The 22,728-nt window shown below is 60.8% G+C and carries 24 protein-coding genes and 2 pseudogenes; 12 read left to right on the top strand and 14 right to left on the bottom strand.

Annotated elements, in window-relative coordinates; all coding sequences use genetic code 11:
• Positions 1–489 precede the first annotated feature (489 nt).
• On the top strand, positions 490–1,239 hold the full coding sequence (locus tag HDG33_RS35335; protein ID WP_184040625.1) for a response regulator transcription factor: 750 nt from the start codon (positions 490–492) through the stop codon (positions 1,237–1,239).
• On the opposite strand, the gene HDG33_RS35330 is transcribed toward HDG33_RS35335, so the two are convergent.
• Positions 1,181–2,980 (bottom strand): hybrid sensor histidine kinase/response regulator, encoded by a 1,800-nt coding sequence (locus HDG33_RS35330; RefSeq protein ID WP_184040622.1) that lies wholly within the window; start codon positions 2,978–2,980, stop codon positions 1,181–1,183. The two genes, HDG33_RS35335 and HDG33_RS35330, sit on opposite strands and share 59 nt — an antisense overlap.
• 627 nt (positions 2,981–3,607) lie before the next feature.
• On the opposite strand from HDG33_RS35330, the gene HDG33_RS35325 reads away from it, so the two are divergent.
• The 4 genes from HDG33_RS35325 (at position 3,608) to HDG33_RS35310 (ending at position 6,721) form a co-directional block, all read left to right on the top strand.
• Positions 3,608–3,877, top strand: a complete 270-nt coding sequence (locus HDG33_RS35325; RefSeq protein WP_184040619.1) for a DUF4148 domain-containing protein — start codon at positions 3,608–3,610, stop codon at positions 3,875–3,877.
• A gap of 706 nt (positions 3,878–4,583) precedes the next feature.
• Positions 4,584–5,189: a hypothetical protein gene (locus HDG33_RS35320; protein ID WP_184040616.1), complete on the top strand. Its 606-nt coding sequence runs from the start codon at positions 4,584–4,586 to the stop codon at positions 5,187–5,189.
• A 109-nt stretch (positions 5,190–5,298) separates the two neighbouring features.
• Positions 5,299–5,910 (top strand): GNAT family N-acetyltransferase, encoded by a 612-nt coding sequence (locus HDG33_RS35315; RefSeq protein ID WP_311548419.1) that lies wholly within the window; start codon positions 5,299–5,301, stop codon positions 5,908–5,910.
• Between the two features lie 304 nt (positions 5,911–6,214).
• On the top strand, positions 6,215–6,721 hold the full coding sequence (locus HDG33_RS35310; RefSeq protein ID WP_184040614.1) for a GNAT family N-acetyltransferase: 507 nt from the start codon (positions 6,215–6,217) through the stop codon (positions 6,719–6,721).
• Positions 6,722–7,008: 287 nt separating this feature from the next.
• Here the strand turns inward: HDG33_RS35310 and HDG33_RS35305 are convergent, their stop codons facing one another.
• The gene (locus HDG33_RS35305) at positions 7,009–7,872 is read right to left on the bottom strand and encodes a class I SAM-dependent methyltransferase (protein WP_026226061.1); all 864 of its coding nucleotides are present in this window, start codon (positions 7,870–7,872) and stop codon (positions 7,009–7,011) included.
• Positions 7,873–7,967: 95 nt separating this feature from the next.
• Positions 7,968–8,861 (bottom strand): NAD(P)/FAD-dependent oxidoreductase, encoded by an 894-nt coding sequence (locus HDG33_RS35300; RefSeq protein WP_184040611.1) that lies wholly within the window; start codon positions 8,859–8,861, stop codon positions 7,968–7,970.
• A gap of 285 nt (positions 8,862–9,146) precedes the next feature.
• Between HDG33_RS35300 and HDG33_RS35295 the strand changes: the two genes are divergently transcribed.
• Positions 9,147–9,779: a TetR/AcrR family transcriptional regulator gene (locus HDG33_RS35295; RefSeq protein ID WP_184040608.1), complete on the top strand. Its 633-nt coding sequence runs from the start codon at positions 9,147–9,149 to the stop codon at positions 9,777–9,779.
• A pseudogene (locus HDG33_RS35290) lies at positions 9,767–9,888 on the top strand (IS5/IS1182 family transposase); the annotation flags it as partial. The gene HDG33_RS35295 and the pseudogene HDG33_RS35290, both read left to right, overlap by 13 nt.
• A 766-nt stretch (positions 9,889–10,654) precedes the next feature.
• Here HDG33_RS35290 and HDG33_RS35285 read toward each other — a convergent pair.
• Together HDG33_RS35285 and HDG33_RS35280 are read right to left on the bottom strand one after the other, a co-directional pair.
• Positions 10,655–10,993, bottom strand: a complete 339-nt coding sequence (locus HDG33_RS35285; protein WP_260330705.1) for a hypothetical protein — start codon at positions 10,991–10,993, stop codon at positions 10,655–10,657.
• A gap of 3 nt (positions 10,994–10,996) precedes the next feature.
• The gene (locus HDG33_RS35280; RefSeq protein ID WP_184040605.1) at positions 10,997–11,248 is read right to left on the bottom strand and encodes a hypothetical protein; all 252 of its coding nucleotides are present in this window, start codon (positions 11,246–11,248) and stop codon (positions 10,997–10,999) included.
• A gap of 415 nt (positions 11,249–11,663) precedes the next feature.
• Here HDG33_RS35280 and HDG33_RS35275 point away from each other — a divergent pair, with 415 nt between their 5' ends.
• Positions 11,664–11,942, top strand: a complete 279-nt coding sequence (locus HDG33_RS35275; protein ID WP_221311640.1) for a hypothetical protein — start codon at positions 11,664–11,666, stop codon at positions 11,940–11,942.
• On the opposite strand, the gene HDG33_RS35270 is transcribed toward HDG33_RS35275, so the two are convergent.
• The 6 genes and pseudogenes from HDG33_RS35270 to HDG33_RS35245 all read right to left on the bottom strand — a co-directional run bounded on the left by HDG33_RS35270 (position 11,926) and on the right by HDG33_RS35245 (position 15,114).
• Positions 11,926–12,363 carry a hypothetical protein gene (locus HDG33_RS35270; RefSeq protein WP_184040600.1) on the bottom strand — a complete coding sequence of 146 codons (438 nt, stop codon included), beginning with the start codon at positions 12,361–12,363 and terminating at the stop codon, positions 11,926–11,928. The genes HDG33_RS35275 and HDG33_RS35270 overlap by 17 nt on opposite strands.
• A gap of 144 nt (positions 12,364–12,507) precedes the next feature.
• Positions 12,508–12,612 (bottom strand): annotated as a pseudogene (locus HDG33_RS38525) (type II toxin-antitoxin system CcdA family antitoxin); the annotation flags it as partial.
• Between the two features lie 36 nt (positions 12,613–12,648).
• Positions 12,649–13,749: a helix-turn-helix domain-containing protein gene (locus HDG33_RS35260; protein WP_184040596.1), complete on the bottom strand. Its 1,101-nt coding sequence runs from the start codon at positions 13,747–13,749 to the stop codon at positions 12,649–12,651.
• A 104-nt stretch (positions 13,750–13,853) separates the two neighbouring features.
• Entirely contained in the window at positions 13,854–14,378 is a 525-nt protein-coding gene (locus HDG33_RS35255; protein ID WP_184040593.1) for a 3'-5' exoribonuclease, read from the bottom strand.
• Between the two features lie 5 nt (positions 14,379–14,383).
• On the bottom strand, positions 14,384–14,698 hold the full coding sequence (locus HDG33_RS35250; protein WP_184040590.1) for a hypothetical protein: 315 nt from the start codon (positions 14,696–14,698) through the stop codon (positions 14,384–14,386).
• A 104-nt stretch (positions 14,699–14,802) separates the two neighbouring features.
• On the bottom strand, positions 14,803–15,114 hold the full coding sequence (locus tag HDG33_RS35245; RefSeq protein WP_260330704.1) for a hypothetical protein: 312 nt from the start codon (positions 15,112–15,114) through the stop codon (positions 14,803–14,805).
• A 385-nt stretch (positions 15,115–15,499) separates the two neighbouring features.
• On the opposite strand from HDG33_RS35245, the gene HDG33_RS35240 reads away from it, so the two are divergent.
• A complete protein-coding gene (locus HDG33_RS35240; RefSeq protein ID WP_260330703.1) occupies positions 15,500–15,901 on the top strand; it encodes a helix-turn-helix domain-containing protein in 402 nt (133 codons plus the stop codon).
• A gap of 91 nt (positions 15,902–15,992) precedes the next feature.
• Positions 15,993–17,378: a hypothetical protein gene (locus tag HDG33_RS35235; protein ID WP_184040585.1), complete on the top strand. Its 1,386-nt coding sequence runs from the start codon at positions 15,993–15,995 to the stop codon at positions 17,376–17,378.
• Between the two features lie 543 nt (positions 17,379–17,921).
• On the opposite strand, the gene HDG33_RS35230 is transcribed toward HDG33_RS35235, so the two are convergent.
• Genes HDG33_RS35230 through HDG33_RS35220 form a run of 3 tightly spaced genes read right to left on the bottom strand, consistent with a single transcriptional unit; the run spans position 17,922 to position 20,822 of the window.
• Positions 17,922–19,343: an NAD(P)/FAD-dependent oxidoreductase gene (locus HDG33_RS35230; RefSeq protein WP_184040582.1), complete on the bottom strand. Its 1,422-nt coding sequence runs from the start codon at positions 19,341–19,343 to the stop codon at positions 17,922–17,924.
• Complete coding sequence (locus HDG33_RS35225; protein ID WP_184040579.1) at positions 19,343–19,699, bottom strand: (2Fe-2S)-binding protein; 357 nt, start codon at positions 19,697–19,699, stop codon at positions 19,343–19,345. The genes HDG33_RS35230 and HDG33_RS35225 overlap by 1 nt, the downstream gene beginning before the upstream one ends.
• Complete coding sequence (locus tag HDG33_RS35220; protein WP_221311639.1) at positions 19,680–20,822, bottom strand: FAD-binding oxidoreductase; 1,143 nt, start codon at positions 20,820–20,822, stop codon at positions 19,680–19,682. The genes HDG33_RS35225 and HDG33_RS35220 overlap by 20 nt, the downstream gene beginning before the upstream one ends.
• Before the next feature lie 1,080 nt (positions 20,823–21,902).
• Here HDG33_RS35220 and HDG33_RS35215 point away from each other — a divergent pair.
• Positions 21,903–22,094: a hypothetical protein gene (locus tag HDG33_RS35215; protein ID WP_133660304.1), complete on the top strand. Its 192-nt coding sequence runs from the start codon at positions 21,903–21,905 to the stop codon at positions 22,092–22,094.
• Positions 22,087–22,680, top strand: a complete 594-nt coding sequence (locus HDG33_RS35210) for a recombinase family protein (protein ID WP_260330702.1) — start codon at positions 22,087–22,089, stop codon at positions 22,678–22,680. The genes HDG33_RS35215 and HDG33_RS35210 overlap by 8 nt, the downstream gene beginning before the upstream one ends.
• Positions 22,681–22,728: the final 48 nt, after the last annotated feature.

The following is a 22,728-nucleotide window of genomic DNA, read 5'->3' as shown; positions in this document are numbered from 1 at the left end:
AGCCAGCGCCGGACGAACGAAACACGCGTAGTGAGTGTTCATGGTTGCCTGCCGTTGATAGATCGGGATGGGGCAATCGGTTCCACGGAACGGACGGACCAATGCGACGTACAATTTTAGCGCCCCATGCTTGGAGACCGTTCTACACGTCAATCACATTCGCCGGTGTTATCAACTGCTGAACGGTGGCTCGTCGGCTCGCCGACAGGCGAAGGTCGACCCACTGCCGCCCCCCGCTCTCGCGCGACCTAAACGGCTCCTTTCAAAGTCCTCCAGCCGTTCGCCCATCAGGTCAGGCGGTGGGTGTCGGGTGACGGGCGAAAACCGCCACTTTCGAGGCAACGCCACATGGGTCAGTCGCCACCGTCCGTGACATAGGGGCCCTGCGTGTACTATTCGTGTTGAACATAGCGGACGACTGCTACGGAGGTAGCATCATCAGCTGTGTAATTGCAGCTCGCTTCGAAAGCGGTCCTGGGAGACGATGAGATGCGCGTACTGATCGTCGACGATCACGAGCTGTTCAGAGCCGGATTGGCGCTGCTGCTGAGAGAGTTCTTTCCGAACATCGAGTTGCTGCACGCGAGTACGTTGTCTCAAGGCGTGAAGCATGCGCTTGGCGAGCTCCTGAACATCGCATTTCTCGATCTCGATCTTCCCGACGGCCACGGTTGCGGCGCGCTTGCCACACTGAAGGAGTCGCGCCCGTCGTTACCGGTGATCGTGATATCCGCCGATGAGAGCGTGGAAACCATCAGTCGGTGCATCGAACTTCGCGCGATGGGATATGTACCCAAGTCGTCACCTCCTGAAGCCCTTCATGCAGCGATAAGCGCAGTGCTTGCCGGGGGCGTGTTCCTGCCCGCCGCCAGCATCGCGAGGCTCAGGCGTGACATGGGCACGGACGGGGCTCCGGTAAGTGGGCCTGGGAAGGCACAGCCGAGCGGTAATTCGGAAATGAGCAGCGCATCCGAGCTGGGACTCACTCCGAGAGAGTTCGAAACGTTGGCGTGGCTGGTGCGCGGGCTTCCGTCCAAGGCGATTGCGCTGAGAATGGGGCTCGAAGACATTACGGTACGAAAGTACGTCAGTCATTTGCTCGCGCATTTCAATCTGCGGCGCCGTACGGAACTCATCGTCATGCTGGCGGATAAAGGGATCAAACTTGGCGTCCCGCCAGTCACGGATCCCGTACATGATCGAAGCCCGCCGGCCGTTGGGCAGCAACGAACCGACTGACTTCAGCGAGCGTGCTTTCCGGCGTGGAAGACTTCCGCAACAGCACGAACGGCTCGGTGAAATCGCGAAGTGCGTGCGGAGACACCAGTTCGCCAGTGATGAATGCGACGGGAAGCACGCCCGCCCAGGCGAAATGCTGCCTGATCCGTTCGGCAACCTCAATGCCAGTCGGCCCGTCGCGCAACCGGATATCCGTGACAATGATGTCGGGTGCGCGGCCATCGTCGGCGAGAATCGCTTCGAATCCCGCCATTGATCCGGCGGTATCCACCAATGCGCCAGCACTGAGGAATAATCGGCGCAGACCTTCGAGAACGGTCGGTTCGTCGTCGCAAAGCAGGATGTATCTGCCGTTAAGGATGGACGTGCATGCTGCGTTCGCTTGATCTTCCATCACGATCACGGGTGCTAATTGCGATATCGGAGCGTACAGGGAGAAGCGTGACCCGCGCCCTTCGACCGACCAGAAACGCATGCTGTGCTTAGGCAGAATTCCGACAACCCGATTGACGATAGACAACCCAAGTCCAAGGCCTTTCGACCGGTCGCGGCCAGGGTTGTTAATCTGATAGTACTCGGCGAATATCGCATTCCGATGCGCGGGCGAGATGCCGATGCCCGTGTCCCATACGTCAATGCGAAGCCGTTCCCCAATCAGCACCCAGCCGATTACGACTCCCCCCGCGGAGGTGTTCTTGATCGCATTCGATACAAGATTGGCCAATGCTCGTTTGAACAAGGAGCGGTCGCTTTCAATGGGTGGAGGGTGGCGCCGACGCTCGCTGATTCTGAATTCGATATCTCGCGATCTCGCCGGTTCAAGGTATTGCTCGAAGACCTCCATAAGCACGGTCTGCGTATCGAGTGGCGCCAGGTGCGGAACGTATGAACCCAGTTCGCTATAGTCCTGAATGTCCTTGAACATATCGAGAAGGTCGCACGCGGTCTCCTCGATGACATCCAGGTCGCGATCCACGGCGTATCCGTCCCTGGCCTTCGTCCGGGCGCTTCGAATGAAGAGATTGATTGCGGCGAGAGGTTGCTGGATGTCGTGATACGCCGATGAGAAGAACCGCTCTTTCTCCCTGACGAGGTCTTGCATGCGTAGGTTCTGTTCGTTGACTGCGCGCGACGCCGCTTCGACGCGCGCCTTGGCCGCGCGCAAGGTGCGCCGATACATGAATTCGCGCCTCGCGGCACGTTCCAGCGGAATGCTGACTAGCAAACCGACGATATACATCATTGGCACCATCGTGGCATGCGCAATCACCGACTCCACGCGCGCGTCGACGCTCTGGCCACCGGGCTTGAGATAGAGCATGACAAGGTAACTGACGACGCATAGCCCGATCAGCCACGCCGCCGTGATGACGCGAAGCCGGAAGGCCATGAATATCATGAAAAGGGCAAACGTCAGGATCGGGTAAGCTTCCCGCCAGGCTAGGTCGCCCGGATAGAGCTGTACCATTCTCAGGACCGCGAACCAGCAACCGAGCGTCCAGACACTGAGCAGCCCGACGGCCCAGCGCTCGTCGGTGGCGTGTGGGATCCACAACAGCACGGGCACCGTCATGCCGATCGTCCCGGCGATTCTCAGGAGAATGAGTTCATTGTGGTGCAGATGGGAGGGATCGAGTACGTCTAACCGCCCGAGGTCGTGGATGGAAAACACGACCCACAACGCGGTGAAGATTGTGATGGCGAGCCTCCGCTGTCCGAAGAAGCGCCTCGCGTAGTCCATCCGGAACGCGTGTTCCTGAGCCGCCGAACTGAACCTGCGTACTACGAAGCCTGACAATCTCATAAGGCTGCTTGAACCGGGAAAGCCACCGTGGGCGGATTGTGCGCGACGTCGAGAGGCTGTATCGGCGCACCACGGGTTAGACAGATCCCCACCGAAAGTGGCTAACGGAGTAAGACGGCACACTCCAGCGAACGGGGCGCCGGTGGTCATGGGCGCACAACACCATCGTGCGTAACCACATAAAAACAGAATAACAGGTCGCGGTTTCTACGATCAGCCACAAATGTATCAACTACGGGATGTGTCCTTGCCCGCACTGGAAGGTTCAGCATGGCGCTCCGCAATCATTGAAGGCGAATAGCTGATACGTCCCCGGGATGAGCCAGCGGGACTGCATACATCTTTCGTCTGCGTTGCTGGTCCGTCGCCTACGCATGTGCGTTGTGACGGCGTTTCGCCTGACCAACAATGAATATGACAGCAACGCTGGAAAGGCATTCGTCGAGTGCATCCAGATCGGTTGATCGTCGCAACGAGCCGAACCTGTCTCTGTTCGTGCGAAGACTGCTGTCGGTCGGCGAAAGATGCACAGGCCGATCTCTTAAACTCCGAGGGAGTACTCCCATGAAACTTTATGAATCGATCACCGTCTGTCTGGCCCTGATAGCTGGAGTCACAGCAGACGGATGCTTCGCCCAAACGGCGATCAACCAGCAGGGGGCGGTAACGGATGGCAACGCCCCGCAGGTTTCAGAGGTCGCGGTTCCGGCCGTCACACCGGCACCCTCCGTGCCCGTTGGAAAAACACGTGCGCAAGTGATGCGCGAGCTGGAAGATTTTCAGAAAAATGGCGGCCCAGCACTGATGCTTGATATTTACCGAGGCGGCAGCTAATGAAGCGTTGTGAGCCAGAAGGGCTTTTCGACCATCGAATGGTTGTCGGCGTGTTCCGACACCGCCGATTGTAGGACTACGCACGGGCCAATTGCTAAAATCTACCTCGTGGGCTGGACGCGACCAACGTCGGAGGACCTCTGACAGTCGACCTCCGCTGCGGATTGACATCGACCCGTTCAACATTCCAGTAAGAAGACTGCCGACACCGGAAGCTTCGCCGATTGCCTGATGGACCGGGATGGTCGATGAATTGCTGGATCCAGTCCGCACCTCAATGTCCGCCATCAGGGGATTGCGACGTTTGAATGTCCATGTGAATGCACAGACGAACGACCGCAGATGGCCGATTGCGCCAGTTCAGCGAACTCTCTCCAGAGGGGCATTGGAGTCGTCATCGGCAGTTTTCCTGCAGGTTGGGTCAATGCGTACTTCCGGCCAGAAGCGGCCGGTCGACAGGGTTACTTGGATCGTCAACAAACGAAGCCCACGCGTGGCGCACGCTTTCCGTTGTTTCCGTATGAACTTGACCCAGCATTTCTGCAATGAACCATCGGCGCTACGCTCAAGTTTCTCTCTGACGAGCCGTTAGATTTGATACGACAGTCTTTCACATGTGCCTTGAAAAAGGGTTATGTGCGGCACTGCGTGGATCCGTCTGAGTGACGTTCATTTCGACAACAATTATCCCTGTCATTGAGAAAACATGAAGGCGATTGTCGCGGTTCTCATCCTAAGCGTTGTTCTATGCGGATGCGCTTCGGCAGTCAGCGAACGGGTGGCCACCAATTACACTGCGGTTGGTGCGGCAGCCGAGCGGCGCGGCGATTGGGACACCGCACGTCGAGCTTTTGCCCGTGCAACGCTGAACGCTGATCAGGCGGACTTGCCTCCAGCGAGCAGGGCTATCGCACACTACGAATACGGGCGTTCGTTGGGCGTCACCTGTTTCTTTGACGAATCCGAACGCGAACTTAACGCGGCTTACCAGCTTGACAAACAAGCAGGCCAACCTCTTTTTCTGTCATTGATCGAACTGGCTCGGTTGAATCTGGACCAGAAGAAGTTTTCGCAATCCGCCGCATACTTCGAACGCGCAATGCCGTTCTTGGACGGAGCGAATGTCGCGGACAAAGCACCTGTCGCGTATTCCGATATTCTGAACGAGTACGCGCGCGCCCTTGCTGGAGCAGGACGCTACGCGGAAGCCAAACCGCTGACCGACCGCGCGACGGCGCTTCGAGACGCCTCGCTCAACAAGCGCTCGATTACCGATCGGACGCCGTACGGCAAGTTCTGCAGCAAATCCTAACCGCTGGCACCTCTGCGCCTACGCGGACACTTGCGAACGTCCGCTTGGGAAAGTGATGAATGGCTCCTGTGGGTCGGCACATGCCTTTTGCATTGCACGCGCGGCCAGGATGAGCGTCGCGCTCGGTCGTCGGGCGCGGATCGGCCAATTTGAGAGCTTCGACAACCCCCGAAGGATCGTTGACAATAGCCGAATGAATACAGATAGCCGCCGTCATCGCTCGTCGTCCGGCAATCTACTCCCCATTCGCCATGTACCCACGTTCATGACTATTGCCTTCGAACCACCCGATCAACCTGACGTAATCGCCCTCATTGCAGATCTGGACGCGTACCAAGATACCCTGTACCCGCCGGAGAGCAGGCACTCTCTCGACCTCGCGTCGTTGAAGCTTCCCAATGTCCTGTTCGCCGTTGCGCGGGACAGTGAAGGCCAGGCAATCGGCTGTGGGGCGATAGTCCTCCATTCTGATTTCGGCGAACTTAAACGCATGTACGTCAGTCCTCGCGGCCGAGGTCAAGGTGTCGCGAAGAAGCTCATGGCGCAGCTTGAATCACGGGCAAAAGACTGTGGCTGCAAGCTGATCAAGCTCGAAACCGGACCATACCAACATGAGGCGCTGGCGCTGTACGCATCAACCGGCTACGAGCGTCGGGGACCGTTTGGCGCGTACGCGAACGACCCACTCAGTGTGTTCATGCAGAAACACATCGCAGCCTGACACGTCGCTTCGCGCCGATACAAAATAAATCCCAGCTTGGTTCGAGACCGCTTGGGGTTGTTGGTGTCTCGCGGCTTATCCCTTTGCGATCAGATGCGCACTACCTGTAATTTCGATGCATCGGCCATATATTCAAAATGCACGAGACCCTGACAGGCCAGAAGCCGACCTTCAGGCGGAACTCACAGATCGTCAACAATCCCATCGTTTACGTCGGATGGCCCAGATAGGGAGTGAGAACTTGCTCGGCGTTATTCCTATCAGGTAACGTAGGCGTCTTCAGTCAACGACTACCAGCATCGGCATGATCAATATCCGCCTTCTCGTTGCACCCGACGCCGAGCTTTTCAAATCACTGCGTCTTCTCGCCGTGGAAAGCTCTCCTACATCGATATGGCCAACGCGCGAAGAGGAAATGGCGCGGTCGATCGAACAAACCGCCGATCGCATTCAGGCGACGCCCACACAGGCCGTCTTTGGCGCCTTCGACGGCGAAGTGTTGGCCGGCATCACGGGCATACGTCGCGAGCCGCTGCACCAGGTAACCCACAAGGCCACGATCTGGGGCGTGTTCGTGAACCCTTCGTACCGCGGGCAAGGAATTGCCCAAACACTTCTGGCGGCTGCGACAGCGCACGCAACTGAGAAATGGAACAGCATCCAGTTGATGCTATGCGTAAATGCAGAAAACGTTGCTGCAAAAAGTCTCTATGTATCGCAAGGTTTTCAGACCTTCGGATTAGAGCCGCGTGCTATGCAAGTCGACGGACGGTTCTATGACGAGGAACACATGTGCAAGCCGCTGCTTTGACGTTTCAACCGGAGATCGTCGGTTGAGTGCTTGCTGAGGGTCCGCTTTCAGGTAAATCGACCGTCCCTTGAGGGTCGATCATGGTCTTCCGCGTCGGACAGCGGTCGGCCACAAACTGCCGGTCACATGCGCCGCCGGAAGGCCGCTCAGGCGTCGGCTCTGCTTCGCAACCGGCCATCTGATTGTCGCAAGGCGAGCGCTCGTTCAGCGGCCAGAAGGGACATCAATCTGGCCGGCCAAAGACGCCCTGTTCCACCGAGCGGAGGCATCTCCCCTGTTAATCCCTGTCAGCTTGCCGGATTTCGTGCCATGACGACCCATGCCGCGCCGTTGATCATCACCGACCCCTCGCCGGGGAGGCTCGCGAAGGCGGCACGAACTGCGGCGGAGGCACGGGCGCGGATGTCGTCGGGCTGACCAGCGAGCGCACGCGACAGCGGGCCGACCTCAAGCGTCATCCTCACTGCGTCGTCGATCGCCGCGTCCCGCGTTTCGCCCTCGCCGAATGGGACGGCCGCGTCGAAGGGCGAGATAACGATTTCGGTGAAACCGGCCGCCGTCAGGATGCGCGCCACGTGCTCCCGGTCGCCGAACGAAAACGGGCCGGGCGCTTCGGGATCGGGGAGCGCGCTCGGCGGGACGATGTCCTTGAGCGCGCCCACCGGCAGTCGCATCCAATCGTTCTCGGCCGCACCGCGCCAGCAGACGAAAGCGACCCGGCCGCCCGGCCGGAGCGCGCGTCGCATATGGGCGAACGCCGCTGTCGGATCGGGGAAAAACATCACGCCGAAACGCGAGAACAGAATGTCGAACGCGCCTTCGGGCAGCTCTGCGCTGCTGGCGTCGGCCACCTGAAACAGGGCCGGCGTATCGTGGCGCGCAAGCGCGCGCGCTCGATCGATCAGCGGTTCGGATATGTCCACGCCCAGCACCTGGCCCCCCGCGCCGACGCGAGCGGCCAGAGCCAGACTTGACGCACCCGCGCCGCAGCCGATGTCCAGCACGCGCTCACCCGTCGCGGGCGCGGCGGCTTCGATCGCGGCCTGGCCGAACACCGCCACCAGAGCGTCGAGCCGCGCCTGGTTGGCGACCCAGCGCTCCCCGCTTTGACCATTCCAGTCACCCACCTGATCAGCACTTTGCTTTGCCATGTCATCTCCTTGACTCGACGATCCGCCTTTCGCCGCGTCGATTTACGCCAACCTTTTCGAAGGCGACGACGCAACAAGAGCAGGGATCTGTGCTCTCAAACCACCATCGACTGCTGGGCGAAGATACCCGCCATCGCGCCCTGCGATGAAGCCTGGGTGACCGAGGGCAAGAAGGGCGTGGCGAGGTCGCCAGCGGCGTAGATGCCGGGCATGCTGGTTTGGCGGCGCTCGTCGACTTTGAGGACGATGCCGGTGGGCGTATCGACCGTGGCGAGGCCCAGTGATTCATGCAGGCGTGCGGACGGCTTGTTGCGCGGATGGGCGAACAGGACGTCGACCGCGACATTGCGGCGGGTATCGAGATTGACGGTGTTGATATGGCCCTTGTGATGGGCGATCTCGACGATCCGGCCATCGACGACAGGTATGTTGCGACGCGCCAGATCGACTTGGATATCGGGCGCAATGTCATGACCATCGGCGAAGACAGTCAGCTTGTCCGTCCAATCGCGGAACAGCCTGGCAGACTGGTGCGACTGCGGGCTGGACCAGACGAGGCCCCAATGCTGGCCGGCGACTTCAAAGCCGTCGCAATAGGGGCAGGGCACGATGGACGTGCCCCAGCTTTCGGCAAAGCCCGGAACATCAGGCATCTGGTCGGCGACGCCATAGCTCAGGATCAGGCGGCGCGCCCTCAGGCTTTCGTTATCGTCAGTGACGACGCAGAAATCGTCGATGGCGCCAGACACGCTCTCGGCCCGGGCATTGACCAGCCTGATCGTTGGATAGCGCGTCAACTGCTGCCGCGCCTCGACCAGGATGTCCAGCGGTGGCTTGTGATCGTGGCCGAGCAAGCCATGCGAGTGGCCTGCAAAGCGGTTGCGCGGCCGGCCGGTATCGAGAACCGTGACCTTGCGGCGGGCACGGCCGAGCTGCAGGGCGGCGGCGAGGCCGGCAAAGCTGCCGCCGATGATGATGACGTCATCCATGGTGATGGGCTCCGTGTTGTGATTGGAGGGGTGGGCTGGGCGTGGTGTGCAATATCGTCCAGCGATACGCGCTTGAGACGGTCAGCGAGTAGGGCTTCGGCATTGGCGAGAAAGTTGCTGATGGCTGTATTGATCGGCCCCACAATCCCGCATTCGATATCGCCAGGCGCCCCGGGGAAACCTGATTTGGGCAACTGGTTGAAACCTATCCTTGGCTTGCACATTTAAGATACTGCGCGGTATCGTAGTGCGAGAATTTGAATACTGTCAAGTACTGGAATTATTGTGACCGAAAACAGCCAGAGCCGGCGCGGCCGGCCCGCCAACGAGGCGCTTCGCCAAACGATCGTCGACGCCGCCTGCGAACTCTTTGTGGAATTGGGTTTTCAAGCGACGACCATGGACAAGGTCGCGCAGCGGGCGAAGATATCCAAGCTCAGCATCTATCGGCACTTCGAGAACAAGGAGGCGCTGTTCAGCGCGGCCATGGTGGCCCACTGCCATCAATTTGCACCCCAGGCCCTTTCTGAAAGCGTCGACGGTTCAGCCGAAGATCAGCTCATGGCGGTGGGATCATCCCTGCTTCGCACGCTGTTGAGCCCGGACGTCCGCAGTGTCGAAGCCATGGTTTTGGCCGACAAGACGAATCAAAAGTCGTTAAGCAAGCTCCATTACGAAGCCGGGCCCGCCCATGTCATCGCCCAAATCGAGGCCGTGTTGCGTCAGTTGCACGCGAAAGCGATTCTGAACGTACCCGATGCTCTCCGATCCGCCCGCTTGTTTGCCGCGCTTTTCAAAGGATCCGATCTTCTGCTTGTCGCACGCTTCGATGAGGCGACAGCAGAGGATGACAACGAAATCGAATCCTATTGCCGGTCGGCCGTCGCCATGTTCATCGCCGCGCACGGTGGCATCTAAAGGTGCGCTATCGCGGCTTGATGAAGAACCCGCAGAGTTGCACACGCTGTTCGCTCTAAGCAATCTGTGGATGACGCGCGAACGACTGATGCGCGAGGCCGCTGCATGAGCGCAAAAGCCGCCCGCGCGGGCAGGCAATCGGCGCCTTCCTTATGCCGAACGTAGCGCTGCATTCGAGCCAGGTGCCGCACCGCTTCCACCGCATCGGCCCTATGTGGATGGCTCAGTGCGGCAAAACGAGTTCTGAACACCATCCCTAACCTTGCGGGCGCTTCCTTTCGATCTGGTGAACGACAAGCTGATTGCTTATAGAGAAATCAAACTTAAATTCGAGAGCAATTCGAGGGTCGAGCAAGACGTCATCCTTGCACGGCGTAAGCCGCCTCACCAACTCACGGGTCTAAGCGTCCGCAGAGGCCGATGACTTGCCCGCCAGGCGACGGCACGGAATGACCGTTCCACTCCGATACCTACCCTTAGAACAGAGACTGCTCGACCGGCTGCAACGGGTCGTAAGTACGCGTTCGCCGATGTGAGAGTCGTCGCTCCGGAGCCAGCTCGGGCGAACGGCCGGTTAGTACCGTGCAGCCGCCCGATGAGGGTCGGTAGCTGAGCGTCTGCAATGGCCGAGCTGCTGCCTCTGAGGCGCCGTCATGAACGACCGGTCCATCTTGTTACCTGCGCTTGAACTCCCAACGTCGCACCGGCGGCGATGCGGTCGACAAGACTCGTTCAGCGATAAGGCTAACCTGTTCAACCGAAGGTAACGAGCCGCCTGAGTGTCGCGACGGTGAGTTCGGGATGCCCCGTGAGAAACGGCAATCCATGATCGGCAGTCTGAGCGACGCGCGGAGCCGCATGGAGCGGTAAGCCCTCTAGTCGCGCTCGTGAAATTCCCAGGGATTCATCCTGTCGACAGATACCGGCGCATTGGGTCGGGGCACGACGCCCTTCAGGGCTTGCATTGAGCCATCCGGTCCGGACGGCGGATCGACGCGAAGCCAACGCCCCAGCGTATCGCGGACACACTGCTGGCAAAGGTCAAGGCTCACATGGGCGCCGTCGCCGAAAATCGAGCCAAAGCCGCCATGCCAATCGAGCGACATCTTTTCGTACCACTCCCACTGATCGTCAACGGGCGTCATGCGCCGGCCGCAGCGGTCGCATGTGCATGCCGCGACCTCCTGCACCGTCCTGTCCCGGAATTCGCGCATGACCTATCCTTTCGCCCAGTCCGACTTTTCCCAGTCCGGCGGCACCAGACCAAGCTGCTTCGCGGTGTCGACCGGCAGGCGCAACAGCACCGCGCCCGGGCCGCGCTCAATGTTGCCGAGCATCGTGACTTCAGCGGCTACTCCGTTGAGCTCGAGATACACGACGTCCTCCGGCTCGAAAATCTCGGTGTAGAGATCCCAGCCGGGCTGATCACCCTCTTTCGCCTGATACCTGATGTGGTTCCTGGTACTCATGAATCCCTGTCCCTTTTGCGAGAGTTTAGCCGATGCCCTGATTGTCGGCGGCCAATCGCGCAGATACTGGATGCGGTCTGCGGCGTCACTGACAGCCGCCTCTCATTTCACTGTTCATCATGCGATCCCGGTTGGCCAGAAATGTTCGCGAGGTGCTCCGGCCTTATTCCTTCTTCCCGATGGAGCAGCCGATCTGAATGCGGCCATGACAGACTCGAGTCGATAACCGCAATATGCTCCAGGGAGCGCCATTGTCGCAATCTCCGATGCCCGGCGTATAGGGTGTATGGCGAGAAGCAGGTTGGCCGAGCGGCCGTGCTGCCTGACGCTTATAAAATTTACATCGCATTCGAGAACGCCATCATCGCTCATCACTGACCGTGCACCGCACTCGGGTTCCGGAGAGCCTTTCACTATGGGACAATCGATCCCGTTGCTGCAATGGCGGTACAGGAATGGGAGCGAGAGAACGGTGCGCGAGGAACTGTCAGGCATCCTGCGGGCAAAATACCCGCTCATCTTCGACGTCAACCCGACAGTCGCTGATGATCTGGATACCGTCCCAACGGTTTTCTCCCTGTGGGGTTTCGAGTGCGGCGACGGCTGGTTCGATCTGATCGACATGTTGTGTGCGCGAGGCTGCAACTTGCTACAAGGCACGGCGCACCGCTCTGGCATCAGCGCTGGCCGTTGAGAAAGTCGAACCAGTCGTGCGCGAAAGCACAGCCGTGGTCAGGAATGCCCGAACCGGCCAGCTTCCTGTCGAAGTACTTTCTGGCAGGCTCGGGAATCTCTTCGAGACGCACGTAACGGTAGCCTGCGTCATTCACGTGAACCGTCACCTGCGGTGGCGCGGGTCGCGGTGGCAGGGCTTCGCGGCCCTGATTCAGCGCAGCGGCAACACAGCGCGCAACGAGATCCCATACGCTGCCCGCCCATCTCGGATAGCCGCGCACCGTGGCCCGCTCGCCGACCTGCCGGAGCACCGCATCGTCCAGGGCCACCCTGTAGTCCGCGAGTGCGCCGCCACTCACGCGCGCGATGTCCGCCGTCGCGATGACCCGCTTTCCGTCTTCCCGTCCACCGGGCAGCAATTCAATGGTGATTCGAAGCATTCGCCTTTCCTTGTGATCTTGTCATCCGGTACCGCAGTTGCGCGGGCGCGCATCGGGTCGAGGACCCGGACCTGCGCCGCGATCGCCTGCCCCCCAGCAAATCAGGTCGTCCCGGTGGCTCCGCCCGGTCAGCAGAACGCCCCGTCAGAACTTCCAGTAGCCGTCGCGTGGAAGCCCCTGCTGCGCCACGCAGGCGTTGTCGCTTTCGATGGCTTTCGCGTTCTCCTTCCGCCATACCCCGTCCTGCCGGCCGGGCGCGACGCTGCGTACGCCCCGTTGCGCCGCTTATGACCTCTCGAGGCGATGTTCCTTCGCCACACAGACGACGTCCGCGGCCAGCGAAGGGTTCGCCGCTTTCGCCGGCCCGCGGGTGCCGGCCACCGCCTTGCCAGGATCAGCACCGGTGATCCGCCGGGACAGTATGTCGCCGGCGAATGCCGCAGCGTGCTCCATGGACAGCGAAGGCCCCAGCAGGTCACGCATGCGACCATCGGCAACGGCGGTCGTGAACGAAAAGCCCGCCGCGCCCACCGCCAGCATGTCATCCAGCACCGCAATCCTGAAGGCGAACCCGGCCGCGCGCGCGACCATGCGCGCGACGGTCTGGCGTGCGTGCGACGGATCGATCCCGTATGAGACGGCCACGTCGACCAGTGGCCAGCGATGCGCGCCCACCCCATAGCGGTGGGCCAGCAGGTCGGCATCGCGCGCGGCCTGTGCATCGAGCGGCTGCTCCGGTTGGAGCAGGTTGCGTCCGCGGGTGGCGAGGCACGCCGCGACGCGATGGATGGCAGCCGCGAGCGTTTCAGTGCCGATCGTCACACGCCAGCGGCCATCGCCTACCCCGGGATGCGACGCCGGCGGCGCCAGCAGTTGCCCGGGCGCGAGCAGCAGGGCGCGCTCCCAGGTGCGAAGGCGCGCCACGGTGAGCGCCTTCGGAAACGTCCCGTGTTCCCACTGCAACAGCGTGGGACGGGACACATGGCAGGCGCGCGCCACCTCCGCGACGCCCAGGCCCAGTTCACTGCGCAGCCGCCGCGCGTGGGGGCCGATTTCCCGGCACCGGGACGGGGGAATGCGCGTCTCGCTGTCACCCTCTCCTTCGCGGGCGACGGCATCCGCTGCATTGAACACGGGGTCCGGCAACGGTCGCGTCCCAGGACCGAGCAGCCATCCCGGCGGCACCTGCAGGGCCGCCTCCAGCGCGTTCACGGTGACGGCTGCGACGGTGTGCGGCCACCGCCCCTGCTCCCGGTGCACCAGGGTCACTCTCGCCACCCCCGCCCTGACCGCGAGATCGTCCTGTGTGATCGCTAACGCCTTGCGTCGGTCCCGCAGGCGCTGTGCAATCCGCGGTACGTCGGATCGTGGAATCCACACACGCATCCCGGCCATCCTGATCCCCCTCATGAGGCTGTTTCTGTCTGAGCGAAGAAATGCGTCCGCACGTCCGCAGACCGGACGACGGCCCGGCCGGCAGCCGCCCGGCTTCAACCGGTACACGCATAGGCGTTGGCGCGCGCGTCATGCAGCGCATGGTGCTCGCCGCCATGGCGTGCGTAGTAGGCGGCGCGCCGCTGCGGGTTGCGCGTGCCTGCGATGTTCTCGAGCCGCCAGCCACGCGGCAGCGGGCCGCCCAGCAGGAACCGCAACAGGGCCAGGTCCGTCTCGTAGTCGTAGCACAGCACCGGCCCGGAGTCGCCCGGCACCGCTATGAGCCATGCGCGCAGTGCCTCGCGCAGCGCTGCAAACGGCATCGCGCGCCCCTCGAACTGGCCGAGCTGCGGCAGTACCACGGCGCGGACAAAGTCGCTGCACCACGCCGGATCGAAATCGGTCCGCTCGCCGTAGAACTCGTACCCGTTCTCGCCCACGAGGGCGAGACTGAGCAGCTGGCACTGCCGGAAGTCGGTGAATTCCGTGTCGAGGAAATACCGGTTGTTCCAGCCGGCCTGCGGCTCGGGTTCAGCCGGCAGTGGCCAGCGCAATGCGCCGTGAAAGTGTGTATCCGTCATGTCCGCTACTTCGTCATTTGGCCGTCGGCTCGCCCCGTGTCATCCAGCGCGAACCCGCCCGGGGCTGATCGGGTTTTGTCGCCGTCTTCCCTGCGCGCGTCTGACCCGGCCCGCACCTCCGGCCCCGGCACCATGCGGTGTTCGCGCGCGCCGCGGATCCGCCGCAGCGGCCCGGCGAGCACCGTCACGTGTGCGGGAAACGGGATCGGGACGGCCCCGGTCACGTCGTCGCGGGTCGCACGCACGAAGCGCCGCAGCCGCGCGCGCAGCGCCTCGGCGGTTTCGTCTGGAAGCGCTGTCGCCCGCCTGCGTCTGCTCATGCCGATCCCTTTCTGAGGCCGCAGCCGATGCGCCGGTGGTGCGCTGGCCGCGATAAGGCGGATTATCACCCCACCTCCGGATGTGCATCCGCTGCCAGCCCCGGTCAGCGACGGGCGACGGCTGGCGCCTTCGCCCGCCATAACCGCCTGCCGCGCGCAGGGCGCGTCGCCAGCGCGTACGGCACGGAGAACGTGCGTCCTGCCGACGTCGTGAACCGGGTCACCGTCACCAGTCGCTCGCCCTGGCTGTACTGTTCGGGCTCGGTTGCCCTCACCCGGATCTCGCTCAGCGGTTCGAGCGTCCACTGGTCGACCTCCCGTGCCAGCTTCGTGCTCAGCACGGCCGCGTCGCGCAGTACGACATCCCCGCCCGCGAACTGGTCAAGCGACGGCGCGCTTCCGCTCAGGTCCATCATCACAATCGTCGGCACGGCCCGCGAACCCCGCGGCGAGACCCGGAGGATCAGTACATCCCGCGGGATCAATTGCGAGATAACCCCCCACACCCCTGCGCCCTCAGGCTCAAACGGCACTGCCGACGAAGGCAAACGGTTCTTTTCACTAGTCACAAACATTCAACCACGACCTCAAACGCTTTCGCGATAAATCAACCACCTGATGCCGACGCGCGCTTTCTTCGGGAGCACCATCGCTTCGCGCACGTACGCCGACATCAAAAAATTCTCACATCCTTACTGGGTAAGGACTTCGCCAACATACCAACCATCTAATTCCCAGTGTACTGGGAAGACAAATTATAGCGCCGATTGGACAGTACTCCCATTTCACTGGGAGAGAAATTTGGAGTTGGCCGAAGTCTTTGGCGCCCTTCTGCGCGAGCGCCGTATTCACGCCGAGCTAACGCAGGAACAGCTCGCCTTCGAGGCCAATATACGTCGCAACTACGTCAGCATGCTGGAACTCGGCCAGCACCAGCCAACGCTAACGATGCTGTTCGCACTGGCAACCGCTTTGAAATGCTCGCCCGCCGAGCTACTCGCCGAGGTAGAACGGAAGCTGAAAAAAGCTCGTCGGTCCAAGAAAAAAACACCGACTGCTATCAAGACGCGCGTGAACGTTCCCGCCGCTCAGAAGAACGCACCAAAGGTCGCCAGGAAGCCGACAAAAGCTTCCAGCAAACAGGTGCCTACCGGTTCAAAAACAGTCAGATCAAATCGGCGTGCACGAGGAGAAATGACGTGAGCTGCTGACGAAATTATGGACGCGTGATGTCATCATTGCCTCGCCTATAGTCCGGAAGTCAAACATCAACGACCGCACGGAGCCCCACTTTATGAGTCAAACCCGCGGACGATATGCGGGAGTTCGTGACAGCGCGCAACGTCAGCCCCGTCACGTGAAAAAATCTCCAGCCAACCGGCAGGGGCAACCGTACGCGAAAGCGCCGCCTCGAGACTCCGCACAAACCGCTTCGATTTTCAAAACACGTTCCTTCAAGTTCCTCGTCGATGCTGTGGGTGCTGAGAACATCGCGTTAGGACTTCAATCCAGCATGACGCGAGTGGCTGAACTGACAAAAGGTGAACGGTTCACGCCCGAGACCGCATTTCACATGGAAACCACGCTTGGGCTACCGCACGGCTTCTTTGACCAGCCCCATCCGGTTCTCTCGGTCGAAACCATAGCGCGCCTGAAGTCGCCGCTTGATTTCGCGAGCCTGGATGATGAGCGGGAAATCGTGACTGAAGAATCCAACACGGTGCTTGCACCGGACGGCGGCCAACCATCATCTACTGAAGATAACCTGTCCAAGGAAACGGAAATGCCGAAGAAAGCAACTGGCGGGTCGCCGGGGAACGCCAGGAGCAGTAGACGCGAAACGACCCTGCAGCTCGACGCCGCTGTACCGCACAAAGCTTCGCGATCGAAACAGAAAGCAGCGTCTGAAGCAATCCAGCAGCAACCGCTGGCGCTGGAAGACGAGGCCACGGTCGCAAAAGTTCGACGGGATAACCTCCACGTTCTCACGGGTCGCAACGGATCGAAAGCAAGGTTGGGTGTGGTGATGTCCATGAGCGGATCGAACATGGCCCATCGACTTTATGGCAAGAAGCGCATGGACAGTGTTGAAGCAAACCGTTTCACTGAGCGGCTTGGCCTGCCCGCTGGCTGGCTGGATACGCCGCGATCCGAAGCGGAGATTCCGGAATCGGTGTCGCGTTTGCTGACCCCTGCTTCGCGCGGTCGCGAGCCTGTTGAACGACAGGAGCCGCTCGCCAACGCATCCAGCGAAAGCCTGCGGGAAAAGGCGGCAGATGCGAAGGCAAAGGTGCGCGGCCCACGCCCGCGCACGGGTGTCGCGAGCGCTCTGGAAAGCGCCTCGCCTGTTTCCGCAGATTCCGTAGAAGCGAACGGGATGGGTGTCAGCCAGCGAAATCATTCAGGCGATGCCTCCGACGAGCCAGCCGGTCGCAATGCCGCCAACGGCGATAGTGGGCTACCGTCCGTCCCAGCGGCAAAAAGTGAGCCGCTGCCAGTCGCCGCGACGTCGCAGCGAGATCCGGCGACGCAACCCGCTTCCGCGACAAGCCTGGACAATCTTCACGGCATCGCGCCAATCGCCGAAGCATTGATCAAGACGCTGGCAGGTAAGGCACGGACGGGTCGACTGGACGAACTGAAGGCGCTGGAACTTTTGCAGCAGGCAGTTCTCTTGTAAGTCGAGGGTGCGTGCGCCGTGCTGCAAAGGCAACGGGGCTGTGCCGATCATGTCAGACACCTGGTAGTACAAGCAGACGGCACCGCCGATCTGGATGTCCGTTAATGAGACACTTTCTCCTTGATCCGGAGTCGTACAACCAGCCAGAAATCCACGCCGGACAACAGCGATCGGCAAAGCGCATCTGGCCTGTGCAACTGGACGAAGAACCATCATGCTCACATCAATCTTTCAGGAGATTCGTTATGAATGATCCCGGAGAACTATTGGGCCGCTATTAGTGCCCGTCGGGGAATAACAGCAAGCCCTCCCCATCAGATCATAAACGCGAAAGCTTGATGGAATGATTGCTTGCGGCTCACGTCCAATGTGCGACATTACGGCAACTTCGACGACGAGCGCCGTGTGCAGCGGCGCACGCTTCTCAGAAAGGGGGAAATCCGATTAGTCTCGCGACACGCTCCACCTTTCCGGGACCTGAAACATCCGCACCCACACTCTCTTATTGCCATGCCGTGAGCTCCGAGGCATGCCCACACGCCCTCATGACGACTCTTCAAGTGCACTGAGCTCCGCGAGTGTTATCGGCTTTAGTGGGGGCCGCACGCGCTGGAAACCAACCGCAGCAACGGAGCGACATTGCGCAGATGCAAGCAAATTAGCAACGGTGTAGCCGCATTGACGACCCTGACAAGGGCCCATGCCCGCGCGCGTGAACGCTTTGAGCTGGTTCGGCCCCGGCTGGCCGAGCTGCGCGGCCAGCCGTACATCGCCAGCGGTTACCTCTTCGCAGCGACAGACAATCGTCTCATCGGGCGGCGTGAAAATCTCCGTACGCGGCCGATAGATCGAATCAAGCAGAGGCCGCATCGCCAGCTCATGTCCGAGCCGCCGATGCAGCGGCGCTGCAAGCTCGCTTGCGCGCTCGACTGAGAGTGCGCCCGAGGAAAGCGCGACGCCGGTAGCAGCAAGTTCACCGCGTGTGCACGCGGCTTTCGCGCCGCCGATGCCGGCGCCGTCGCCTGCGACATAGAGACCAGTCGTGCTGGTTTCACCCCACGTATCAACTTCGGGCTCAAAGCAAAGTTGTGCTTCGTTCCATCGATGGCTGCATCCCATCGCCTGAGTGAAGTGTATAGACGGCACGACGCCTTCATGAACCAGAAGAATGTCGGCAGCCACATCGCCCGACAGCCCGTTCTCGGTGCGATAGACAATCTGTTCAAGACGGCCGATACCGAAACCGCGAAGGCTACTGACGTTTCGAACAATGGGGAACCCCCTCCCGCGCAATCTTGCCGACCACAGTAGCCCCTTAAGGAGATCATGCCAGCCGTCAACTGCGCCACGTAGAGTCCGAACGCCCCGACGGAGGGCGCCGCGGGGAGTCGTGTCAAGCCAACCTGCGATCCTACCGCCGGCGTCGAGCAGCTGGGTCATGTAGAGCAGTGGCAATGGACCACTACCGGCTATCCAGACGGGTTGATCGGGTATCTGGTGAGCGCTTTTATGCAGAATCTGCGCGGCGCCGACTGTCATTACACCCGGAAGCGTCCAACCTGGGAAAGGCATGGGGCGTTCCTGTGCGCCCGTCGCTAGTAACACATGGCGCGCGCGAATACTTTCGGCGCCATCCGCGCGGCTCAAAAAGACAATCCACTCCCCGGAACCGGCCGGTTTCCCCGGGCTAGCCGCTCGCTCGATCTGCCATACACGGGTCTCCGGCAAGTAGTGCGCACCGCATTCGCGAAAGTTCTGTACCACTGCCGCGCCTGCGCTGTACGCAGCGCCTAACCCTTGATGAACACCGCGTCGGACGTTTTCTTCGATGGCGCGCCATATCTGACCGCCCGGTGCCTGCTGTTCGTCTACGAGAATCGTGGTCATTCCAAGACGAGCAGAACGTATTGCGGCACTCATGCCGGCAGGTCCTGCACCTACAATCAGAATATCGAACGTTCGCATCACGAATGCACCTCACCACTACGAAGATCGCCACTACCGTCTTCTGACTCAGCGATCGCCTCACTGAGATTGCGGCGACCGTGTTGGCGTTGGATGCGCATCCCGTCGCGCACGATCGTCAGACAGGTCTGCGTGGACGCTACACCATCGACGACAGCAAGACATTCGAAGCACACACCCATCATGCAAAAAGGTCCGCGTGGACTGCCGCTTCGCGGCGTGGTGCGAGCGACGGGGTTGTCCTCGCGCACGAGGACAGCCGCCACGGATTCGCCTCGCTCGGCGTTCACACGCCTGCCGTCGATCGATACCGTGACCACGGCGTCCCCGGCGGGACTAGATAACTTGCGAAACATCAAAGCGCCTATGATGGAAGAACTCGAAGTTTTCTGGCAGTACGTTGCGCGCGAGAGCATCCGCAACTGGTCCAGCATGAACCGCCGCGAGGGTGATGCCGGAATGACAGAGCGCGATCCAGGCACCGGGATACGTTGAAGATTGTGCGTACACCGGATGCTCGTCCGGGGTGATGATGCGCAGACATGCCCAATGCCTAACAAGGCGAGCCATAGCAAGGTCCGGCAAAATTCGTAGGGCTCGCTTTGTCATCTTGGCGGCGGTGAAGGTAGTAGTACCGAGATCCATACCGACTTCCTCATGACTTACACCTATCATTACTGTACCGTCGCGAGTCTGGCGAATGCCGCTAGCGGGGAGGCGCAGAATTGGGTCGAGCCGTTCAGTGACCAGCAACTGGCCACGCAGGGGACGCAACGGGACGTCGAGCGCCACCATTGCCCCCAGGGCTGTGGAACCAAGCCCGGCCGCAATGATCAACTGTCCCGTTTCGAAACAACGCGGACCTGTCGAGGTTTGCACATGAACACGAAGACTACCGTCAGGACATGGCTCAATCTTCGACACCGTGTGATTGCCAGCTAGAGTGCCGCCACGTAACTCAATGGCTTGCTGCAGCGCCCGCAACAGCTTAAGCGGATTGCAATGGCCATCGGCAACGCCAATTCCAGCCCCCACCACTTCCCGCCCGAGCCGTGTACCAGGCAGCAGCCTTTCTAATACCGATCGATCGATCATGCGCGAACACGGGTCGATTTTCGGGCTTTGCGCATTCCAGCTCGCGAGGAATTCGGCTTCCTCTTCAAAATCCGCTTCGCTTAGGCAAAAGCGCAAGCAGCCATCGTTTTCATACTCGACATCAATGCCAGTTTCATCGTGCAGCGCTGTTGCGAAAACGGACCAAAGTGCGACGCTCTCGCGTGACAGCTGCTGGTAGCGGGGCGCGCCATATCCCTTCCCGTATGCGCCGACAAGACCGAAATTCGCTTTCGACGCGCGCGGGTCGCAATCACCGCCGTCGAGCACAAGCGCACGCTTCCCTCGCCCCAGCATCCCGTGCGCCAATGCGCAGCCGACAACACCGCCGCCAACTATGATGACGTCATGGTTTTCGCGTATCAAGCCCGCCTCTTTTCCTGAATGATTTGGTTAACTCTATGATCGTCGCAGCAAGGCGTCAAAGTCGAATTTGAGGTACGAGGTATTCTCAGCGGTTATGGTCCAAAACGCGGGCGCCCCCGGTAGGCGATAGAGCTCGCGTGCCCACGGAATACGAGAATAGAGTGCGACGACCGCTTCCATCACGACAACAATCTCGGCAGCACGGGCGCTCGCAAAAGCCCCAAACCCAGCAACGAGACGCCACACTCCATGATTGGTCCCAACGCATAACTTCATTGCCAAGGCGATACGATCAATGGACCGTGTTAGGCGGCCGTAGCTGACCGCGAATTTAGTCAGCCAACGAAACTTCTGTGGCGGCGTTCGGCTGTGGTCGAGACAAACGCCCCAGTTGGGTTACGCCATCTCGCAGAAAAAAAGGCAACTCAATCGAGCAAGGCTTTGGTTGGCGAGCATCGCGGGAGCATTCGGCAAGTAACGGTGCGCACGCTGAAGAAGGTGACGAAATGTTCGCGCGCTCAACGTAAGGCCCTACGATCCCGTGTTCATGCTATCCCAAACACAGGTCAGCATGCAGTAGTGGCAAATGACAACTGAAGCCGACGCGGAATCAAGGCCGTTCTGTAGTGGCCAAGTTATTTCGGACAGGCAGATAGGTTCTTTCACTGTCGGTTTCGCCTCGTAGGCAACGGGCGACAGATACCCCAAAGTCGAATGCAAGCGTACGGCGTTGTAAAAGCCGTCAACACAACGCCCATATCAGCGAATCAAAGGAGGTTCTCTACCGCTGGCATCCGTGGTACGGGCACACGGTATGGATTTTCACCACGATAGAGAGGAAGAACGCCGAGTCAGTGTTGCGCTGTGGGCGAGAGTCGTTCGACACGGCAGGCTTGCTGGAGGTGCCGCAATGGATGTTCGATCCCGTTGCCTGCTGTCGCATTACCTCGGCAACGTCTCCCGCCGTCAGCTGTGAAGCATTGAGGGAACTGAAGTACCTGCTGGCGCAGGCGCCTGCTGCCGCGCCGCGCGGTATGGTACAAGCCGAGCACCATCCTTTGCTCCGTACAGGAGGTGCTGATGCGACGCCAGACAAACCCCCAACCGGGCGGTCAACTCGACCTGTTCCGTCCCTTTCCGAAGACACCACAATGGGCGCACCTGCCGCAGGAGGTCCGGCAGCAGACGGTGCGTTTGCTGGCGCAACTGCTGCGGCAACACCGTCGCGGGCTGCTCGCCGCCGTACACGAGCCGGAGGTGCGCGATGAGTGACAAGATTCGGGCGCAGCATCTGGCGCGCAAGGCCATGCTGTACGTGCGCCAGTCGTCGGCCTATCAGGTCAGCCACAATCTGGAGAGCCAGAAGCTGCAGTATGCGATGCAGGATCGTCTGCATCAGTTGGGCTGGAACGAGATCGAGGTGATCGACGAGGATCTGGGACGCTCTGCGGCCGGAACGCAAACGCGCACGGGCTTCGAACGGATGGTCGCAGAGGTCTGTCTTGGGCACGTCGGCGCAGTTGCCGCTCGCGAGGTTTCACGATTCGCGCGCAACAGTCGCGAGTGGCAGCAACTGGTTGAGGTGTGCCGCGTCGTCGACACGGTGCTCGTCGATCAGGAGACCGTCTACTCACCGCGGCAGAGCAACGATCGTTTGCTGCTCGGCTTGAAGGGCAGCCTGAACGAATACGAGCTGGATCTGTTGCGTCAGCGTTCGCTCGAAGCTCGTCGGGAGAAGGCCAAACGCGGCGAACTCATTGTCGCGGCGCCGGTGGGTTACTGCAAGACCGAAGACCAGCGCCTGGAGAAGGGTATGCGGTCCACGAACGACGCCACTCAGAGGTGCTCTGAGGCGTAAATTGTGTGGCAGGGAGAAGGGTCAGCGGAGATTGGCGGGCATCTTCCA

Origin of the sequence: Paraburkholderia sp. Cpub6 (assembly GCF_014201065.1) — a bacterium.
GTDB lineage: Bacteria > Pseudomonadota > Gammaproteobacteria > Burkholderiales > Burkholderiaceae > Paraburkholderia > Paraburkholderia tuberum.
This window is presented reverse-complemented; position numbering and strand designations above follow the sequence as displayed.

Excerpts from the sequence above, each read along its gene's own strand:
- HDG33_RS35335 (WP_184040625.1), top strand. The coding sequence starts at position 490 with ATGCGCGTACTGATCGTCGACGATCACGAGCTGTTCAGAGCCGGATTG.
- HDG33_RS35330 (WP_184040622.1), bottom strand. The coding sequence starts at position 2,980 with ATGGACTACGCGAGGCGCTTCTTCGGACAGCGGAGGCTCGCCATCACA.
- HDG33_RS35325 (WP_184040619.1), top strand. The coding sequence starts at position 3,608 with ATGAAACTTTATGAATCGATCACCGTCTGTCTGGCCCTGATAGCTGGA.
- HDG33_RS35320 (WP_184040616.1), top strand. The coding sequence starts at position 4,584 with ATGAAGGCGATTGTCGCGGTTCTCATCCTAAGCGTTGTTCTATGCGGA.
- HDG33_RS35315 (WP_311548419.1), top strand. The coding sequence starts at position 5,299 with ATGAGCGTCGCGCTCGGTCGTCGGGCGCGGATCGGCCAATTTGAGAGC.
- HDG33_RS35310 (WP_184040614.1), top strand. The coding sequence starts at position 6,215 with ATGATCAATATCCGCCTTCTCGTTGCACCCGACGCCGAGCTTTTCAAA.
- HDG33_RS35305 (WP_026226061.1), bottom strand. The coding sequence starts at position 7,872 with ATGGCAAAGCAAAGTGCTGATCAGGTGGGTGACTGGAATGGTCAAAGC.
- HDG33_RS35300 (WP_184040611.1), bottom strand. The coding sequence starts at position 8,861 with ATGGATGACGTCATCATCATCGGCGGCAGCTTTGCCGGCCTCGCCGCC.
- HDG33_RS35285 (WP_260330705.1), bottom strand. The coding sequence starts at position 10,993 with ATGCGCGAATTCCGGGACAGGACGGTGCAGGAGGTCGCGGCATGCACA.
- HDG33_RS35280 (WP_184040605.1), bottom strand. The coding sequence starts at position 11,248 with ATGAGTACCAGGAACCACATCAGGTATCAGGCGAAAGAGGGTGATCAG.
- HDG33_RS35275 (WP_221311640.1), top strand. The coding sequence starts at position 11,664 with ATGGGACAATCGATCCCGTTGCTGCAATGGCGGTACAGGAATGGGAGC.
- HDG33_RS35270 (WP_184040600.1), bottom strand. The coding sequence starts at position 12,363 with ATGCTTCGAATCACCATTGAATTGCTGCCCGGTGGACGGGAAGACGGA.
- HDG33_RS35260 (WP_184040596.1), bottom strand. The coding sequence starts at position 13,749 with ATGCGTGTGTGGATTCCACGATCCGACGTACCGCGGATTGCACAGCGC.
- HDG33_RS35255 (WP_184040593.1), bottom strand. The coding sequence starts at position 14,378 with ATGACGGATACACACTTTCACGGCGCATTGCGCTGGCCACTGCCGGCT.
- HDG33_RS35250 (WP_184040590.1), bottom strand. The coding sequence starts at position 14,698 with ATGAGCAGACGCAGGCGGGCGACAGCGCTTCCAGACGAAACCGCCGAG.
- HDG33_RS35245 (WP_260330704.1), bottom strand. The coding sequence starts at position 15,114 with ATGATGGACCTGAGCGGAAGCGCGCCGTCGCTTGACCAGTTCGCGGGC.
- HDG33_RS35235 (WP_184040585.1), top strand. The coding sequence starts at position 15,993 with ATGAGTCAAACCCGCGGACGATATGCGGGAGTTCGTGACAGCGCGCAA.
- HDG33_RS35230 (WP_184040582.1), bottom strand. The coding sequence starts at position 19,343 with ATGCGAACGTTCGATATTCTGATTGTAGGTGCAGGACCTGCCGGCATG.
- HDG33_RS35225 (WP_184040579.1), bottom strand. The coding sequence starts at position 19,699 with ATGTTTCGCAAGTTATCTAGTCCCGCCGGGGACGCCGTGGTCACGGTA.
- HDG33_RS35215 (WP_133660304.1), top strand. The coding sequence starts at position 21,903 with ATGCGACGCCAGACAAACCCCCAACCGGGCGGTCAACTCGACCTGTTC.
- HDG33_RS35210 (WP_260330702.1), top strand. The coding sequence starts at position 22,087 with ATGAGTGACAAGATTCGGGCGCAGCATCTGGCGCGCAAGGCCATGCTG.